Source organism: Stagnihabitans tardus, assembly GCF_009925085.1.
GTDB lineage: Bacteria > Pseudomonadota > Alphaproteobacteria > Rhodobacterales > Rhodobacteraceae > Stagnihabitans > Stagnihabitans tardus.
Map to the genome: position 1 here is coordinate 49,051 of NZ_JAABNR010000011.1, position 14,898 is coordinate 63,948.

Below are 14,898 nucleotides of genomic sequence, written 5' to 3' on the forward strand. Positions count from 1 at the left end.
TGAGGTCGCAGGGGGGCGCTGCCCCCCTCACCCCCCGGAGATATTTGAGCCAAATTGAAAGCGATCAGGGTTTCAGCCAGAGGCCGAGGTCGATGGGCTTGCCCGAGCCGAGGTCCAGGCCCTGGATGCGGGTCAGTTCCGGCAGGGTCGTGTCCAGGCTCGGGGCGGCGATGAGCTGGCAGCCGGGGGCTTGCAGGATCGCGGGCAGGTCCTCGGGCGCGGCCAGGCGGACCTTGGCATCGGTGGTGAAGACGATCGAGGGTTCGTTGAAGCCCGTGACGCTGAAGGCGCAATCCGGGTGCTGGGCGGAGATCGCGGCCAGTTGCGGGGCGGGCCAAAGGTATGTGGTGCGCGCAAGCGTCGGGAAGAGCGTGGCGTTGAAGGCAAAGCCCGCCAGCGCCAGGGCTGCCGTGGTGGCCAGGGTCCCATGGCGCAGCGCCGCCACGGTCAGAAGTGCTGCCAGGGCGATGAAGAGGGCTCCGGGCAGGGCGAGGGGCGAGAGGCCCTGGCCAAAGCCGCGCAGGGTGACCTCCAGGGCGGCCAGCAGGATCAGGGGCAGGAAGGCGGGCAGAAGCGCGGGCCAGCGCGGTTTGGCGGCGCTGGCCACGGCGCCAAGGAGCAGCGCCAGGGCGGGCCAGGTCGGCAGGGTATAGTGGATGAGCTTGGTGGGGGTCAGTTCAAAGACCAGGAAGGTCGGCAGGGCCCAGGCCAGGGCAAAGATCACCACGGGCGAGCGCCGCGCCCGCCAGAGCGCCGGCAGGCTCGCCGCCAGGACCATCGACCCCGGCCAGAAGGTCAGCCACAGCGCGGCCAGGTAAGACCCGGGCGGCGCGCCGTGGTTCTCTTGCGCCGTGGCGACCTTGCCCAGCATATCGCGGCCCAAGGAGGCGCTCCAGAATTCCCCGCCCGAGACATAGGAAATCGCGACATACCAGGGCACCGCGATCACCAGCATCAGGGCCAGGCCCCAGGGGCTCCAGAGCCGGCGCAGGGTCCGCGTCTCGCGGCCATAAAGCGACAGGGCCCCCAGCGCCAGAAGCACGACCATGGGCCCCAGCGGTCCCTTGACCAAGAGCGAGACGCCAAGCGCCGCCCAGAAGCCCAGCCGCCAGCGGCCCGGGTCGCCCGTCCAGGCCCGGGCCACCACGGCCATGGACACCGCCACCGTGGCCAGCAAAGTCGCATCGGTCTTGGCCAGATGCGCCTCGATCCCCAGCATCACCGAGGCCGCCAGCGCCACCGAGGCCAAAAGCGCCCCCTCCGCCGTCAGAAGCCTGCGCCCGATGGCATGGGTCGCCGCCACCGCGACCATGGCGGCCAGAAGGCTCACCAGCCGGTAAGACCAGATCGCATCCGGCTGCCCCGTCACCTTGGCCGCCGCCACCTGCAGCCAATAGATCCCCACGGGTTTCTTGTACCGCGGCATCTCGGCAAAGCGGATGTCGATCATGTCCCCGCTCGCCGCCATCTGCCGCGAGGCTTGGGAGAACAGGACCTCGTCCCGGTCCAGCGGCGGCAGGGAGAACAGCCCCGGCAGCCCGCAGGCCAGCATCACCGCCAGGGCCAGAAAGACCCCGCGCCCCGCCTGAACCTGCCGTGTCAGCCAGCCCATCCTGCCTCTTTCATACTTGCACAAATATCCCGGGGGTCCGGGGGCAGAGCCCCCGGCGCGTGCCGCCAGATCAGCCGTTTTCCCGCAGGACCGTGCCCGCCAGGTAGAGGGACCCGCAGATCAGCACCCGCGCCGAGGGCTCCACCGCCGCGATCTCGCTCAAAGCCTCGGCGACCGAGCCCGAGACCGTGGCCCTGATCCCCGCCGCCCGCGCCGCATCGCAGGTCACTTCGGCGGGCAGGGTGTTCTTCTCGCCGGGGATCGAGACCGCCCGCAGCGTCTCGGCCACCGGGGCCAGGGGCTCCATATAGCCGCGCACATCCTTGGTGTTGATCATGCCGCAGATCAGATGGGTGGGCCGTCGTGCCATCCGCGCCAGCGTCGAGGCCACCGCCTGACCGCCGGCCGGGTTGTGGCCGCCGTCGAGCCAAAGCTCCACCCCCGGCGCCAGATCGACCAGCGGGCCGGTCTTCAGCCGCTGCATCCGGGCGGGCCAGAAAGCCTTGGTCACCGCCGCCTCGCAGGCGGCAGGACTGGCGCCCAGGTGCCGCAAGGCCATCAGCGCCGCCCCGGCGTTCTGGATCTGATGCGGACCGGGCAGGTTGGGCAGGGGCAGGTCGAGAAGCCCGTTCTCGTCCTGGAAGACCAGCCGCCCATGTTCCTCATGCACATGCCAGTGCTGCCCAAAGGCCAGGACCGGGGCGCCGACCTTCATGGCCCGCGCCTCGATCACCGCAAGGCCCGCATCGTCCTGCGGCCCGATGATCACCGGAACCCCGCGCTTGATGATCCCGGCCTTCTCGAAGGCGATCTCGGGCAGGGTCTCGCCCAGGTATTGCTGGTGGTCGATCGAGACCGGGGTGATGATGGTCAATGCGGGGTGATCGACGACATTGGTCGCATCCAGCCGCCCGCCAAGACCGACCTCCAGCAGCGTGTAATCCGCCTTGACCCGCGAGAAGGCCAGGAAGGCCGCGCAGGTGGTGATCTCGAAGAAGGTGATCTCTTCGCCGCCGTTCTGCGCCACGCATTCGTCCAGCAAAGCGGTCAGCGCGGGCTCGGAGATCAGCTCTCCGGCCAGGCGGATGCGCTCATGGAACCAGGCCAGGTGCGGGGAGGTATAGGCATGGGTCACCTTGCCATCGGCCTCGAGGCCTGCGCGGATCATGGCCTGGGTCGAGCCCTTGCCATTGGTCCCCGCGATATGGATCACCGGGGGCAGATGCCGCTCCGGATTGCCCATCGCGGCCAGCAGCCGATGCACGCGGTCCATCGTCAGGTCGATGATCTTCGGATGAAAGCTCATCATCCGTTCGAGGATCGCATCCGAGCTCATTTCGTCGCCGGAGCCGTCAGCTCGCCCTTGATCGCCGGCGGCTGGCCCGTCAGCATGCGCAGGATGGTGACGAGCTCGTCCTTCAATTCCTTGCGGTGGGTCACCCGGTCAAGCATCCCGTGGTCCAGAAGGTATTCGGCGCGCTGGAAGCCCTCGGGCAGCTTCTCGCGGATGGTTTGCTCGATGACGCGCGGGCCCGCGAAGCAGATCAGCGCATTGGGCTCGGCCATCTGGATATCGCCCAGCATGGCGTAAGAGGCCGTCACGCCGCCCGTCGTCGGATGGGTCAGGACGGTGACATAGGGCAGGCCCGCCTCGCGGACCATCTGCACGGCGACGGTCGTGCGGGGCATCTGCATCAGGGACAGGATCCCCTCTTGCATCCGCGCGCCACCGGCTGCGGTAAAGACCACCAGTGGCCGCTTGTGCTTGACCGCCGCCTGGGCCGCCGCGACCATGGCATTGCCCACGAACATGCCCATCGAGCCCGCCATGAAGCTGAAATCCTGCGCCACGGCCACGATGGGGGTGCGGGCGATCTCGCCCTCGGCCACCAGCATGGCCTCGCGCTCACCGCTGGCCTTTTGCGCGGCCTTCAACCGGTCGGGGTATTTCTTCTGGTCGCGGAAATGCAGCGGGTCCACGATGGGCTCGGGGACCTTCACCTCGGTGAAGATGCCGCCATCGAAAAGCGCGGTGAAGCGTTCGCGCGGGCTGATCGCCATGTGGTGATCGCAAGAGGTGCAGACATTCTGGTTGTCGGCCAGTTCACGATGGAACAGCATCGTCCCGCATTCCGGGCACTTGGTCCACAGATTGTCGGGCGTTTCGCGCCGCGAGAAGAGCGAGTTGATCTTCGGGCGGACGTAATTCGTGATCCAGTTCATGGGCGGCTGGCCTTTTCGGTCATTCTGCTGGGCTCGAAATAAGCCCTGGACGCGGGAAAAGCAATCAGACCCGCAACAAGAGCCGCGCGGAAAGCCAGCCCACCAGCAAAGTCAGGAAATCGCTGGCCATCCAGGGCAGAAGCGCCATGCCCCTTGCGTCCAGCGTGTAAAGCGCCAGACCGTTCATCGGCCCCTTGAGCCCGATGAGCAAAAGGCTCTGCGCCAGGAGCGCCGATTGCAAGCCGATGGCGGCGCCAAGGCTGCCCGTTCGCGCCGTCAGGTCGGCCGCCGCCATGCCATAGGCCAGGGCCCAGACCAGCGACAGGGGGGCGAGCTCTCCGGTCGCACTGGGCGCGCCCTGCGACAGGGCAAAGAGCGCGGCGGGCAGGCCCATCCAGACCCAGCTCGGCTGCCAGCGCGCCGCAAGCTGCTGTTGCAGGAAGCCGCGATAGATCACCTCGTTGGCCAGGGCCATGACCACCAGCGCCGGAAGCGCCAGGGGCAGCCAGGCCAGCACCTGCCCCAAGTCCCTCCCGGTGGCCACGGCAGGGCCCTGGGCCAAAAGCGGCAAGAGCCCCAGCCCCAGGGCGCAAAGCGGCAGGAAGCCCGCCAGGAAATCGCCCTTCAGCCGTGCGGTCGCGCCCAAGAGGCTCACGGGCCCCCGCCCCGTCACCAGGGCGACCGCCAGCACGAAGACCCCCATGACCGGCAGCGTCATCAAGAGATTGCCCACCACGCCGAAGGGCGTCAGTCCGAGCGACAGATTCAACAGCGCCACAGGCCCGAAGAGCGGCCCCATGAGCCCCCGCACAACCTGGGACATCAGCGCCTGCGCCACGTCTCCAAGCAGGACAAGCAGGGCAAAGACCGCAAGGATGCGCCAAAGCTCGGCCCGCCCGCGCGCAGGCGCCGCAAAGCCGGTCAAGGGCGCATAGGCCGCGCCATGGTGGGGCATTGGATCGGGCGTGTCGGACATTCTGCCTCCTGGTGGGCGTTCCGGTTCTGGCATTCCGGCGGGCAATCCGGGGGCATTTCGCGCGTCCGAGCCTAACCCTGTGGCGCCCGGGGCGCAATGCCAAGGCGCTTCTTGGCGCGGGCCTTGCGGCAAGGGGGGCGGGTCGCTATCGCTGGAGCGAACAATCCTGGACACGCCATGCGCCTTCTCCCGGCCCTTGCCCTTCTGCCGCTGCTTGCCGCCTGCGAGTTGTCCCTGCCCGCCCTGCCGGGCCAGGGCCTGCGCGAGGTGCAGATCCTCGACAAGACCCTGACCGTCGCCGCCCCCCGGGGCTATTGCATCGACCCCGCCACCTCGGTCGACACCGGCGAAGCCGTGGTCGTGCTGATCGGGCGCTGCACCAGCGGAGGGCAGGTCGCGGCGGCGCTTCTCTCGATGACCATCGGCACGCCGGGCTCGGCCGGGGTGCTGGCCGCCGGTCCCGACGCGCTCTCCAGCTTCTTCACCTCGGTCCCCGGGCGCAAGCTCCTGGCCCGCGACGGCGTGGCCGCCCATGTCATCGTCACCGAGGTCAAATTCGGCGAGGGCTCGCTGTTCCTTCACCTGCAAGACCAGGAGGCCGGCGAATACTGGCGCGCGATTGCCGGGATCCAGGGGCGGCTCGTCACGATCTCGGCCTCGGGGGCCACCGGGGCGCCCCTGACGCCCGAGCAGGGCTTCAAGCTGGTCCTGGAAACGGTCGAGCTTCTGGACAAGCGCAATCCCGACAGCGCTCCGCCCGCAAAACCGGCATCTGCGGGCTAGGTGCAAGAGGGGTGGAACCTTAACGGTTTTCCGGCAATAAGAGAATCGTTTCCCCATTGTAAACAATCGGGGTGGGGCAGGGGCAGATGGCAAAGCGCCGGGTGAGTGTGATCGAGGGCCTTCTCTTCAGACGCGGTCTGAGGCGCTGGATCGCCTATGGCGACAAGGCCGGGCAGGCCGATGTCGAGACCCTGTCGCGCCTGAACCAATGGGCCCGCGCGTTGCGGCGCAACCTCGACCGCGTCATCCATGAGGCCGAGTTCCGCCTGGCCCTGCCGCTGATCGGCTCGAACGCCATGAAGAAGCCCCTGGGCACCGACTGGTCCTGGCGGCCCGAGCTCTGGAAGGGCCCGCTTTCGGTGCCCGGCATGGCCTCGGTCCCCGGTCGCGCGCCGATCGGCGAGGGGACCACGATCTTCCACGACTGCCGCAAATCCGAGCTGACCGTCCGCCAGATCCGCAACACCCGCGAAAGCGACATTGCGCCCTTTGGCTTCCGGATGGACATGTTCCGCTTCGACGGCTCCTTCCTGTCGCTGGTGCTCGACCTGCCGGAAGAGGCCGCGCGGGGGCTGAAGCTCCGCCACCTGATCCGGCTGGATGTCATCGTCGAGATGGAAAAGCCCCTGGAGATCTTCGCCCGGCTGAACATCAAGCATGGGCCGAACGTCGAACAGATCGTGCGCGAGCTGCCCCTGGCGGAAGAAGAGGTCATGGTCGAATTCGACCTCGCCTATTCCAAGATCAACGAAAAGCGGGTGGAGAAGCTCTGGGTCGACCTGATCTTCGAAGGCCCCGAGATGAACCAGGTGATCCTGCGCGACGTGACCCTGTCGCGCAGACCGAGAGCGGAGTTGTAAGATGGAAGCCACGCTGACCAAGACCCGCATCCGCGAGGGCGTCTGGCAGGGCCTCTTGACCGGCGCCTCCGAGGGGATCGAGGTGACCTTGCTGGGCGAGAAGATCGCCGGAGTGACCGTGACGCCTTGCCCCGGCGGGCATGAGGTGCGGGTGCCGATCCCCGCCGCCGTGCTGAACGACGGGGTCCAGACCTTCCTGATCCGTCAAGGCGCCGAGACCCTGGCGCATTTCACCATCATCACCGGCGTCGCCATGGAAGACGACCTGCGCGCCGAGATCGACCTCTTGCGCGCCGAGCTCGACATGCTCAAGCGCGCCTTCCGCAGGCATTGCGTCGAGACGGCCTGAGGGCTCCGGTTCCGCCGCGTAGCCCGGGGTATACCCCGGGTTGCCCGCCCGAACCCCGGGGTATACCCCGGGCTAAGCAAGCGCGACCCGAGCGCTTTTGCCTGGCCCCTCAATCCCTTGCGCGTTAACCACCCCTTAACCACCAAGGCGGGGAAATGTTTCCCCGCCCCAACCAATCCCCCAGAATACCCCGGAAGTGTCTCTGACCTGCCGTGATCCTGCCCCAATCCGGGATCAATCCTGCAGCATCACTCCGACTGAATGCCTGGGGGTAACAATGGATCGACTGACGGAAATGGAAGCTTTTGCCACGGTCGTGGACCAGGGCGGCTTCACCGATGCGGCCAAGAAGATGGGAATTTCCAAATCGGCCGTGTCCAAGCATGTGTCGGCCCTGGAAGCCCGGCTTGGTGCGCGGCTCTTGAATCGGACGACGCGGCGGGTCTCGCCGACCGAGATCGGGCTGGCCTATTACGACAGGGCGCGACGCGTCCTGAACGACGCCGGAGAGGCGGATGCCCTGGTGACCTCGATGCAATCGGCGCCCTCGGGGCTCTTGCGGATCTCGGTCGCCACCGATTTCGGCGTCAACCTGCTCTCGCCCATCCTGGGGGATTTCCTGCTGGAATACCCGGATATCACCGTCAACATGGTGCTGAACAACCGCTATGTCGAGCTGATCTCCGAAGGGTTCGACATGGCGATCCGGGTGGGAGAGCTGGAGGACTCGAGCCTGCGCGCCCGGAAACTGGCCGAGACGACCAAGAAGATGATCGGCGCGCCGTCTTACTTCCAGAAGTTCGGCCGGCCTCTGAAGATCGACGACCTGAACGAACACAAGCTCTTGCACTATTCCAACCAGGCCAATGGCAATGTGTGGAAAGTCATCGCGCCCTCGGGGGAAAAGCGGCAAATTCGAACGGCGGGCTGGCTGACGGTGAATGACGGGCAATCGCTCTTGAACGCCGCCGTCTCGGGGCTTGGCATCGCCTATCTGCCCTCGTTCCTCTATTCCGAGGCCATGCGCCTGGGCCAGGTCGAAGAGGCCATCCCGGGCCTGCCGACCGAGGTCCAGGGCATCTATGCCGTCTATCCGCCGGGCCGCTTCACCCAGCCCAAGGTTCGCGCCTTCATCGACTTCCTGGCGCGGCGCTTCCTGGAAAAGGGCCCCGACAACTGGTGAGGCCTCACCCCAAGACCAAAGGCGCCCCGGGCTCGACCCGGGGCCTCGACCAGATAGGACAAAGGCCCGGGCATAAACCCCGGGCCTTTGTCTTTCGGTTGCTCTCTTATCGTCGAGGCCCAGGGGCTCAAGCCCGGGGCGGCTGGGAGAGAGGGGATACGGCGCTTACAACGCCGGGGTCAGCATGACCTCGACCCTGCGGTTCTTCGCCCGACCCTCGGGCGTGTCATTGTCCGCGCGCGGCGCCAGGTAGCCCGCCCCCTGCGCGTCGATCTGCGGCCCCGAGGCGCCAAGCGCCACCAGCGCCGCCCGCACCGACTGCGCCCGCTTCTTCGACAGGGCCACATTGGCGGCCAGGGCGCCGGAGGCATCGGTATGGCCCACAAGCGTGACCTTGCGATCCGGATGGGCGATCAGCCAATCGGCCAGGGCTTTCAGCGAGGGATAATCCCCCGGCTCCAGCCCGCCCGAGCCCGAGGCGAAGACCAGGTCCTCCAGCACCGCCGCGCCCCGTGTTGCAAAGGCCGCGCCGAAATCGCCTGCGGGCGCGGCTTGGGTCGCCTCTTCGGCAGAGGGGGCCCCGGAGCCAGCCGCAGGAGCCCGCACCGCCCCGGTCCGGATCGCCTCCCGCGCCTTGGCGTCCAGCGGCGTCACGCTCGAGACCTGGACAAAGCCCTGATCCGCCGTCCGGCTGACCAAAAGCGCGATGACCTCTTTCCCCCCGGGCTTCTCGGCCAAGAGATAGCGGTAATCCCCCAGATCGACATGCATCTGCGGCTCGGGCAGAACGGCCATGCCATAGCGGAAGTCGAAGCCGCCGCAGGCATCGGCCTCGCAGGAAAACACCGTCGCATAGCCCTGGGCCGCGATCTGCGCGGCCAGCGGCTCATACAGTTGCAAGGTCGTCAGCCGCCCCTGAAGCCGGTAAGCGCGCTGCTCCACCGTGCCCTCGACCTCGCGCAAGGGGATCATGCCCTCGTCGAAGGGCCCCTCGGGCAGGCGGAGCGAGGAAGGGCTTTCGCCGCGCCCGCCGATTTCCGAGGCAAGGGCCGGCATGTCCAGCAGGGGCGCGGCATGAAGCGGGCTGGCCAGCGCCAGGCACAGGATCAGGGGAAGTCTCAACTGCTCGGCCTTATGGCTCTTGGATGCGATAGTGATACTGTCCCACAACCTGCATCCCAAGGGAAGAATACAGAGCACGGGCGGCGGAATTCCCCTCGGTGACGGCCAGGGCCAGGGTCCGCGCGCCATGTTCCGCCGCAAAGGCCGCCGCCGCCAGGAGGATATGCCGTCCCGCGCCGCGCCGCCGCATCGCGGGGCGCACCTCGACGGCATGGATCATCGCGGTCGCCCCATGCACCGCCACAAAGCCCGCGCCCGAGGGCTTGTCGTCGCTCCGCGCCAGGATCACTGCCTTGGGGCCCTTCACGCGCTCCATAACGGCAAGGCGGCCCGGGCCGATATGCGCCTCGGCCCAAAGGTCGCAGGCGATCTGCATGGGGGGCCAATGCGGGAAGGTCGCCATATGGGGCGGAGGGGAGAGGGGCAGGGTGCCCTCATAGGCCAGGACCGGGTCGATCACCCTGTAGCCCCGCGCGTCCAGCGCCTGGTCCAGGGCCTCATCCCCCGGCCAGATGACGAAGAGCTTCTCCTGCCCCCAGTCCTGCATCGCCGCCTCGGCCCGGGCGATATCCTCGGCCGTGAAAGCCCCCGTCCGGTTGGCCGCCGAGACCCTTTTGCCGCCCCCCGCGCCCCGGCGGAGCACGAAGGGCCCAAAGGCTAGCGTCTCGGCCGGGGGCCAGGTGGCCTCGAGCGCCTCCGCGAAGCTCACGCCATGACCTGCGCCAGGGCCTCCAGCGCCGCATCGAGCCGCGCCGCGTCATGGCCCCTTATCACCAGGTTGGTGCCGTATTTGCCATCTTGGGTGAAGGGATAGGAGCCCATTTGCAGATCCGACCACTCCGCATTGAACGCGGCGAAAGCCGTGGCAATCTCGCCCTCGCCCCGTTCGACCCGCAGCGAGCGCGACAGCAAAGGCACGCCCCTCGAAATGGTGGACAGAACGCCTTCGACCATGGCCTCGAAGATCTTCGGGACCCCGGCCATGACATGGACATTGCCCAGCGTGAAGCCCGGGGCAATCGAGATCGGGTTGTCGATCAGCGTCGCCGTGTCAGGGATGCGGGCCATGCGCTGGCGGGCCTCGTTGAACTCCAGCCCCCGGGCGGCATAATGCGCGCCCAAGAGAGCCATGGCATCGGCGCGATGGGTGATGGCGACGCCAAAGGCATCGGCCACGGCCTCGGCGGTGATGTCGTCATGGGTCGGTCCGATGCCCCCTGAGGTAAAGACCTGGTCATAGCCTCGCAAAGCCCGCACGCCCGCCACGATGGCCGCATGGTCATCGGCCACGACGCGCACTTCCCGCAGCGAAAGCCCGTGCTCGGTCAGGCGGTTCGCCAGGTAATGCATGTTGCTGTCGCGGGTGCGGCCCGACAGGATTTCATCCCCGATCACCAGCATGGCGGCGGTTTGGTTGGTCATGGGCGCTCCCCCCTCTGGCAATATCCGGGCCGATCCCTTATCTAGGGCGCGAGCAAAAAGGGCAACCCGATGGACGACACACGCGGCCGCATCACCAAGGACGGCATCCGCATCTATGAAGACGCGGATTTCGCCGGCATGCGCGAGGCGGGACGCATCGCGGCCCAGATCCTGGACGACGTCGGGGCCATGGTGAAACCGGGCGCCACGACGGGTCAGATCGAGGACTTCATCCTGGCGGAGATCGAGCGTCATGGCGTCGTCTCCGCCACGGTCGGCTATCGCGGCTATCAGCATGCCTCCTGCATCAGCGTCAACCATGTGGTCTGCCACGGTATTCCCGGGGCCAAGATCCCGGGTCGGTCCAGCGATGTGCTGCAAGAGCAGGATATCCTGAACATCGATGTCACGGTGATCGTGGACGGCTGGTTCGGCGACAACTCCCGCATGTATGTGGCGGGAACCCCCAAGCCCTTCGCCGAGCGCCTGATCAAGGTCACGCATGAGGCCCTGATGCGCGGCATCGCCGCCGTCAAACCCGGCAACACCTTCGGCGACATCGGCCACGCGATCCAGTCTTTCGTTGAGGCCAACCGCATGTCCGTCGTCCGCGACTTCTGCGGCCATGGCCTCGGCCGCGTCTTCCACGCGCCGCCCAATGTGCTCCACTACGGCCGCCCCGGCACGGGCGCCGTGCTCGAGGAAGGCATGATCTTCACCATCGAGCCCATGGTGAACCTCGGCCGCCCCGAGACCAAGGTCCTCTCCGATGACTGGACGGCGATCACCCGCGACAAGAGCCTTTCGGCGCAATACGAACACTCGGTCGGCGTGACGGCCACGGGCTGCGAGATTTTCACGCTGTCCCCGGGCGGGAAATACTTCCAGTTCTGAAGGGTTCCCCCGTCGGACCTGTCGAGGGGGGGCTGTCTGCCCCCCGCCTTCGGCCCCCCCGAGGATATTTGAGCCAATGTGAAAGGGAAAGAGGCGCTCTCCTTTCACACTGGCCCAAATATCCCCGCCGGAGGCATATCCCGAGCCGGTTGGCCGCAGGCCAGAGGCGAGATGAATATCTTGCGGCGCCAGCCGCGCTATTGGGTCAACTCTCCGCCGCGCGACGGGCGGGGCGTGCCGAGCCTCGGGTGCAGGCGGCCTGCGACCAGGAAGGCGCCGCCCATCAAGGCTGCCGTCGCGGCAAAGATGCCTGCGGTGGGCGCCACCAGCAGCACGGCCCAGGCCATGCCGGGTGTCACCACCGAAGAGACATCCCGGAAGCTGGAATAGATCGCCGACATCTCGGTGCGCTGCGAGGGTTTGACCGACATGAGGAAGGGCAGCCCGCCCACCACATCCAGCGCCACCAGAAGCACCGAGGCCGCCATCAGTGCCGCCACCGTGCCCCAGGGCCAGGGCGAGATCAGCGCGGCTGCGAGGAAGAGCGCCCCACAGAGCGCAAAGGCCCGGCGCACCGAGATCCGCACCGAGGCCTTGCGGGCAAATCTCAGGATCACGGGCGAGAAGATCAGCATCGCATTCGAAATCGACAAGGCCGTGCCGCCGACATTCGGTCCCAGCCCCTGTTCGATGCAGAAATAGGGCAAGTAGACGACATAGACCCACCAGCCGGTGGAGCGGATCACGGCAAAGCTCCAGCCCGCGATCAGGCGGGGCTGGGCCGCGAACCGGGCGAGGTAGGCCAGCGGGTTCAGCCCCTGTGCCTCGGCCTTGGCGATCTGGCGGCCATGCCCAAGGCGCAAGAGTTGAAAGGTCACCAATTGCGCCAAGGCAAAGGCGCCGGCCAGAAGGAAAGGCGCCGGCGCCCAAAGGTCGTGCAGCCAGACCCCGCCCACCGGTCCCAGCGTCCAGGGCGCGGCGGCCACCACCATCTGCAGGCTCTGCACCTTCCCCAGGTTCTCGCGCTCGACATTGTCCAGCACATAGGCGTTGAAGCAGACGAAGGTCGTCGCCGTGGCCATCGAGTTGCAGGCCAGCGCCAGGGTCACCAGGAGGGGCGCCCCGCTATAGGCCAGCGCGGTGGCCAGAAGATACAGGCAGCAGCCGGCCGAATAGGTGTGACCCCTTGGGATCAGCCGCGTCACGGCAGGCACCATCAGGCCCCAGCTCAGCGAGACCAGCCCCACCAGGAAATAGGCCTCCGAGGCGCCGACGGTCGATCCCATCGCCTCGCGCACCACCAAGGGCATGACCGAGATCAGCGAGCCCCGGACCGAGGCTTCAAGACCGGCGAGGGCAGCGAAATGCCAAAGGGGGCGCGCGGAGGACATGAGGTCTTGTGCCTGCTTGCTCCCCGCCGCTCTGGCTTGGGCGCGACGAAGCCGTTCAATCCGCGACAGAAATGTGACGCGTGACCCAGGCTTGCAGCCTGGCGCGGGCGTCGGGCAGGGGGGCATCGGGCAGGGCGCGGGCCAGGAAATGCCCGGTCAGGTCCAGGGCGGCATCGGGATCGGAGGCTCCGTTGGCGCCGGGCCGCAGCATGCGAGGCAGGGGCAGAAGGCGGGGTGCCCAGTCGCCAGCGGCCTCCCGGCTCACCGCGCGCCCGGTCTTGGGCGAGACATAGGCCAGGTCTTGGTTGCTACCCGTCACCGCGCAGCTGCCCAGGTCCAGCGCGTAGCCGATCTGGTCCAAGAGCGCGAGCTCCCAGTGGATGTAATGGGTCAGCCACTCCTCCCCCTCGGCCAATTGATCGAAAAGGCCAAGGGAGAGGGCGTAAAGCGCCGGGTGCGGATCGCGCTCGGGTAGAGAAATGTGAAGCAAGGACACGGCGGAGTTGAGCGCGGCCAGCCGCCCCCGGTCCTCCAGGATCACCGCACGGGAGCGTTTCGGCTCGACGGTAAAGCTGCCCATATGGTCCTCGAGCCGCGCCCGCCAGCGCAGCGCCAGCTGCGTCCCGGGGATCAGCACCCCCGCCATCCGACGCGAGGCCCCGCCACGCACGACGCCCATGTGGCGGCCATGCGAGGCCGTCAGGACCTCGACGATGGCCGAGCTTTCGCCATGGGGGCGGGTCGTCAGAAGGATGCCGTCGTCTTGCCAGTCCATGGGCCCAGCATGCCCTGTCAGGGGCTGGGGGGGAAGGGCTCAGGCGGCGGCGGGGTCCATCCACATCGGGCCAAAACCGTTCCCATCGGGGTCCTCGAAGGCGCGGGAATACATGAAGCCCAGGTCCTCGGGGTCATGCAAGCTGCGCCCCCCGGCGGCGATGGCGGCCTCGGTCATTGCATCGACTTCGGCGCGGCTCTCGCAAGTGAGCGCAAAGAGGCAGGTCGCGCCCTCGGAGGGAAGGATCAGGGGCTTGGGGGAATGTTCGCGGAACTGCTCATGCGTCGAGAGCATGAAATAGATCGCCTCAGAGAAGACGACGCAGGTCCAGGTCTCGCCCGAGAATTTCGGGTCGATGGCAAATCCCAAAGCCTGGTAGAAGGCCCGTGCCCGGGCCATGTCGGTCACGGGCAGGGTGATGAAGATCATCCGGGTCATGGGTGGGGCCTCTCGCGGTTTATTTGATGTCAAAGTAAGGCGCGAATGGGGGCGGGGTCAAGCTCAGAACGGGTGTTCCAGCACCGGCTCTTGGTCCGCCTCGGTCAGACGGCAGCCGGTCCAGCGGTCCCAGGGGACATAGGGCTCGTCGCGCAGGATCGGCATCAGCCAAAGCCAGATCGCAAGCCCGGCCGGAATGCCAAGGGCGACACCGTAAATCAACAGGGAGGGCAGCCCGCCTCCGAAGGGCAAGATCGACAAAAGGAGCAGGCCCAGGACCGGGCTCATCCGGATCATCTCGCGCGCCACGAGGGCGAGGGGACGGCCCGTCACCTTGAGACCGGTCAGCCACTTGCCCGGCGTTCGGCGCTTGGCGACGAGGCCGATCCAGCTGGCAGCCAGCATCACCACCAGGGCAAGGTGGTCGGCATAGACCAAAGGCCCTTCGACGGTGCCGAGCGACACCGTTCCGGATTCGCTGCTGCCATCCGCCTTGGTGAGGGAAAGGTCGGCAAACCCGCCGATCGGAACGCCGAAAATCCTGCTGATACAGATGTTTGCCTTCGTGACCGTGCCGTCCAGGGCCTGGCCGAGAAGAGCGCGTGTCTCTGGCACCGGGGCGCCGCAGGTCTTGGTCCCAAGGGACAGCATCGGGCGAAACTGCGACGTCTGAATGCTGAAGGAGAAGTTGATCTCGAACTCTTTGTGCGGAGAGGCCATAAGCTCGTCCTGCGTGTCCAGACCCGTCACGGCGACGATCAGGCCCAGAAGCAGCCAGGCGAAAACCTTGTCGATCATGTAGGCCAAGAGGCGCCGCAGGGGATGGGGAAGGGCCGGGGTCTTGGGGCCCTCTGCCGCCGCCTCCGCCAT

At 67.2% G+C, this 14,898-nt stretch carries 16 protein-coding genes; 5 read left to right on the top strand and 11 right to left on the bottom strand.

Annotated features, from left to right (window positions below):
• Positions 1-64 precede the first annotated feature (64 nt).
• From GV832_RS12635 to GV832_RS12650, 4 genes are all read right to left on the bottom strand, one after another.
• Positions 65-1,612 (bottom strand): ArnT family glycosyltransferase, encoded by a 1,548-nt coding sequence (locus GV832_RS12635; protein WP_168775240.1) that lies wholly within the window; start codon positions 1,610-1,612, stop codon positions 65-67.
• Between the two features lie 70 nt (positions 1,613-1,682).
• Positions 1,683-2,948 (bottom strand): bifunctional folylpolyglutamate synthase/dihydrofolate synthase, encoded by a 1,266-nt coding sequence (locus GV832_RS12640; protein WP_168775241.1) that lies wholly within the window; start codon positions 2,946-2,948, stop codon positions 1,683-1,685.
• Entirely contained in the window at positions 2,945-3,835 is an 891-nt protein-coding gene (gene accD / locus GV832_RS12645; RefSeq protein ID WP_168775242.1) for an acetyl-CoA carboxylase, carboxyltransferase subunit beta, read from the bottom strand. Before accD ends, GV832_RS12640 begins: the two co-directional genes overlap by 4 nt.
• Positions 3,836-3,899: 64 nt before the next feature.
• Positions 3,900-4,811 carry a CPBP family intramembrane glutamic endopeptidase gene (locus GV832_RS12650; RefSeq protein WP_168775243.1) on the bottom strand — a complete coding sequence of 304 codons (912 nt, stop codon included), beginning with the start codon at positions 4,809-4,811 and terminating at the stop codon, positions 3,900-3,902.
• A 177-nt stretch (positions 4,812-4,988) separates the two neighbouring features.
• Between GV832_RS12650 and GV832_RS12655 the strand changes: the two genes are divergently transcribed.
• From GV832_RS12655 to GV832_RS12670, 4 genes are all read left to right on the top strand, one after another.
• Positions 4,989-5,594 (top strand): hypothetical protein, encoded by a 606-nt coding sequence (locus tag GV832_RS12655; RefSeq protein ID WP_168775244.1) that lies wholly within the window; start codon positions 4,989-4,991, stop codon positions 5,592-5,594.
• 86 nt (positions 5,595-5,680) lie between these two features.
• On the top strand, positions 5,681-6,454 hold the full coding sequence (locus GV832_RS12660) for a DUF6478 family protein (protein WP_168775245.1): 774 nt from the start codon (positions 5,681-5,683) through the stop codon (positions 6,452-6,454).
• A gap of 1 nt (position 6,455) precedes the next feature.
• Positions 6,456-6,803 (top strand): hypothetical protein, encoded by a 348-nt coding sequence (locus GV832_RS12665; RefSeq protein WP_168775246.1) that lies wholly within the window; start codon positions 6,456-6,458, stop codon positions 6,801-6,803.
• A 277-nt stretch (positions 6,804-7,080) separates the two neighbouring features.
• A complete protein-coding gene (locus tag GV832_RS12670; protein ID WP_168775247.1) occupies positions 7,081-7,986 on the top strand; it encodes a LysR family transcriptional regulator in 906 nt (301 codons plus the stop codon).
• A 165-nt stretch (positions 7,987-8,151) separates the two neighbouring features.
• Here GV832_RS12670 and GV832_RS12675 read toward each other — a convergent pair whose 3' ends face one another.
• From GV832_RS12675 to GV832_RS12685, 3 genes are read right to left on the bottom strand one after another with little or no spacing between them, the layout of a single operon-like run.
• Positions 8,152-9,108, bottom strand: a complete 957-nt coding sequence (locus GV832_RS12675; protein WP_227754400.1) for an OmpA family protein — start codon at positions 9,106-9,108, stop codon at positions 8,152-8,154.
• Positions 9,109-9,118: 10 nt separating this feature from the next.
• Complete coding sequence (locus tag GV832_RS22525; protein WP_168775248.1) at positions 9,119-9,817, bottom strand: GNAT family N-acetyltransferase; 699 nt, start codon at positions 9,815-9,817, stop codon at positions 9,119-9,121.
• The gene (locus GV832_RS12685; RefSeq protein ID WP_168775249.1) at positions 9,814-10,530 is read right to left on the bottom strand and encodes a competence/damage-inducible protein A; all 717 of its coding nucleotides are present in this window, start codon (positions 10,528-10,530) and stop codon (positions 9,814-9,816) included. The genes GV832_RS22525 and GV832_RS12685 overlap by 4 nt, the downstream gene beginning before the upstream one ends.
• A 69-nt stretch (positions 10,531-10,599) precedes the next feature.
• Here GV832_RS12685 and map point away from each other — a divergent pair, with 69 nt between their 5' ends.
• Positions 10,600-11,424 carry a type I methionyl aminopeptidase gene (gene map, locus GV832_RS12690; protein ID WP_168775250.1) on the top strand — a complete coding sequence of 275 codons (825 nt, stop codon included), beginning with the start codon at positions 10,600-10,602 and terminating at the stop codon, positions 11,422-11,424.
• A 197-nt stretch (positions 11,425-11,621) separates the two neighbouring features.
• Here map and GV832_RS12695 read toward each other — a convergent pair whose 3' ends face one another.
• From GV832_RS12695 to GV832_RS12710, 4 genes are all read right to left on the bottom strand, one after another.
• Positions 11,622-12,815: an MFS transporter gene (locus GV832_RS12695; protein ID WP_168775251.1), complete on the bottom strand. Its 1,194-nt coding sequence runs from the start codon at positions 12,813-12,815 to the stop codon at positions 11,622-11,624.
• A gap of 55 nt (positions 12,816-12,870) precedes the next feature.
• On the bottom strand, positions 12,871-13,590 hold the full coding sequence (gene recO, locus GV832_RS12700) for a DNA repair protein RecO (protein WP_168775252.1): 720 nt from the start codon (positions 13,588-13,590) through the stop codon (positions 12,871-12,873).
• Between the two features lie 39 nt (positions 13,591-13,629).
• The gene (locus tag GV832_RS12705) at positions 13,630-14,028 is read right to left on the bottom strand and encodes a VOC family protein (protein WP_168775253.1); all 399 of its coding nucleotides are present in this window, start codon (positions 14,026-14,028) and stop codon (positions 13,630-13,632) included.
• Positions 14,029-14,091: 63 nt separating this feature from the next.
• Positions 14,092-14,898 (bottom strand): hypothetical protein, encoded by an 807-nt coding sequence (locus GV832_RS12710; RefSeq protein WP_168775254.1) that lies wholly within the window; start codon positions 14,896-14,898, stop codon positions 14,092-14,094.

What these genes read in the sequence shown, in the direction of transcription:
- GV832_RS12635 (WP_168775240.1), bottom strand. Translation starts at nt 1,612, where the DNA reads ATGGGCTGGCTGACACGGCAGGTTCAGGCGGGGCGCGGGGTCTTTCTG.
- GV832_RS12640 (WP_168775241.1), bottom strand. Translation starts at nt 2,948, where the DNA reads ATGAGCTCGGATGCGATCCTCGAACGGATGATGAGCTTTCATCCGAAG.
- accD (WP_168775242.1), bottom strand. Translation starts at nt 3,835, where the DNA reads ATGAACTGGATCACGAATTACGTCCGCCCGAAGATCAACTCGCTCTTC.
- GV832_RS12650 (WP_168775243.1), bottom strand. Translation starts at nt 4,811, where the DNA reads ATGTCCGACACGCCCGATCCAATGCCCCACCATGGCGCGGCCTATGCG.
- GV832_RS12655 (WP_168775244.1), top strand. Translation starts at nt 4,989, where the DNA reads ATGCGCCTTCTCCCGGCCCTTGCCCTTCTGCCGCTGCTTGCCGCCTGC.
- GV832_RS12660 (WP_168775245.1), top strand. Translation starts at nt 5,681, where the DNA reads ATGGCAAAGCGCCGGGTGAGTGTGATCGAGGGCCTTCTCTTCAGACGC.
- GV832_RS12665 (WP_168775246.1), top strand. Translation starts at nt 6,456, where the DNA reads ATGGAAGCCACGCTGACCAAGACCCGCATCCGCGAGGGCGTCTGGCAG.
- GV832_RS12670 (WP_168775247.1), top strand. Translation starts at nt 7,081, where the DNA reads ATGGATCGACTGACGGAAATGGAAGCTTTTGCCACGGTCGTGGACCAG.
- GV832_RS12685 (WP_168775249.1), bottom strand. Translation starts at nt 10,530, where the DNA reads ATGACCAACCAAACCGCCGCCATGCTGGTGATCGGGGATGAAATCCTG.
- map (WP_168775250.1), top strand. Translation starts at nt 10,600, where the DNA reads ATGGACGACACACGCGGCCGCATCACCAAGGACGGCATCCGCATCTAT.
- GV832_RS12695 (WP_168775251.1), bottom strand. Translation starts at nt 12,815, where the DNA reads ATGTCCTCCGCGCGCCCCCTTTGGCATTTCGCTGCCCTCGCCGGTCTT.
- recO (WP_168775252.1), bottom strand. Translation starts at nt 13,590, where the DNA reads ATGGACTGGCAAGACGACGGCATCCTTCTGACGACCCGCCCCCATGGC.
- GV832_RS12705 (WP_168775253.1), bottom strand. Translation starts at nt 14,028, where the DNA reads ATGACCCGGATGATCTTCATCACCCTGCCCGTGACCGACATGGCCCGG.
- GV832_RS12710 (WP_168775254.1), bottom strand. Translation starts at nt 14,898, where the DNA reads ATGGCGGAGGCGGCGGCAGAGGGCCCCAAGACCCCGGCCCTTCCCCAT.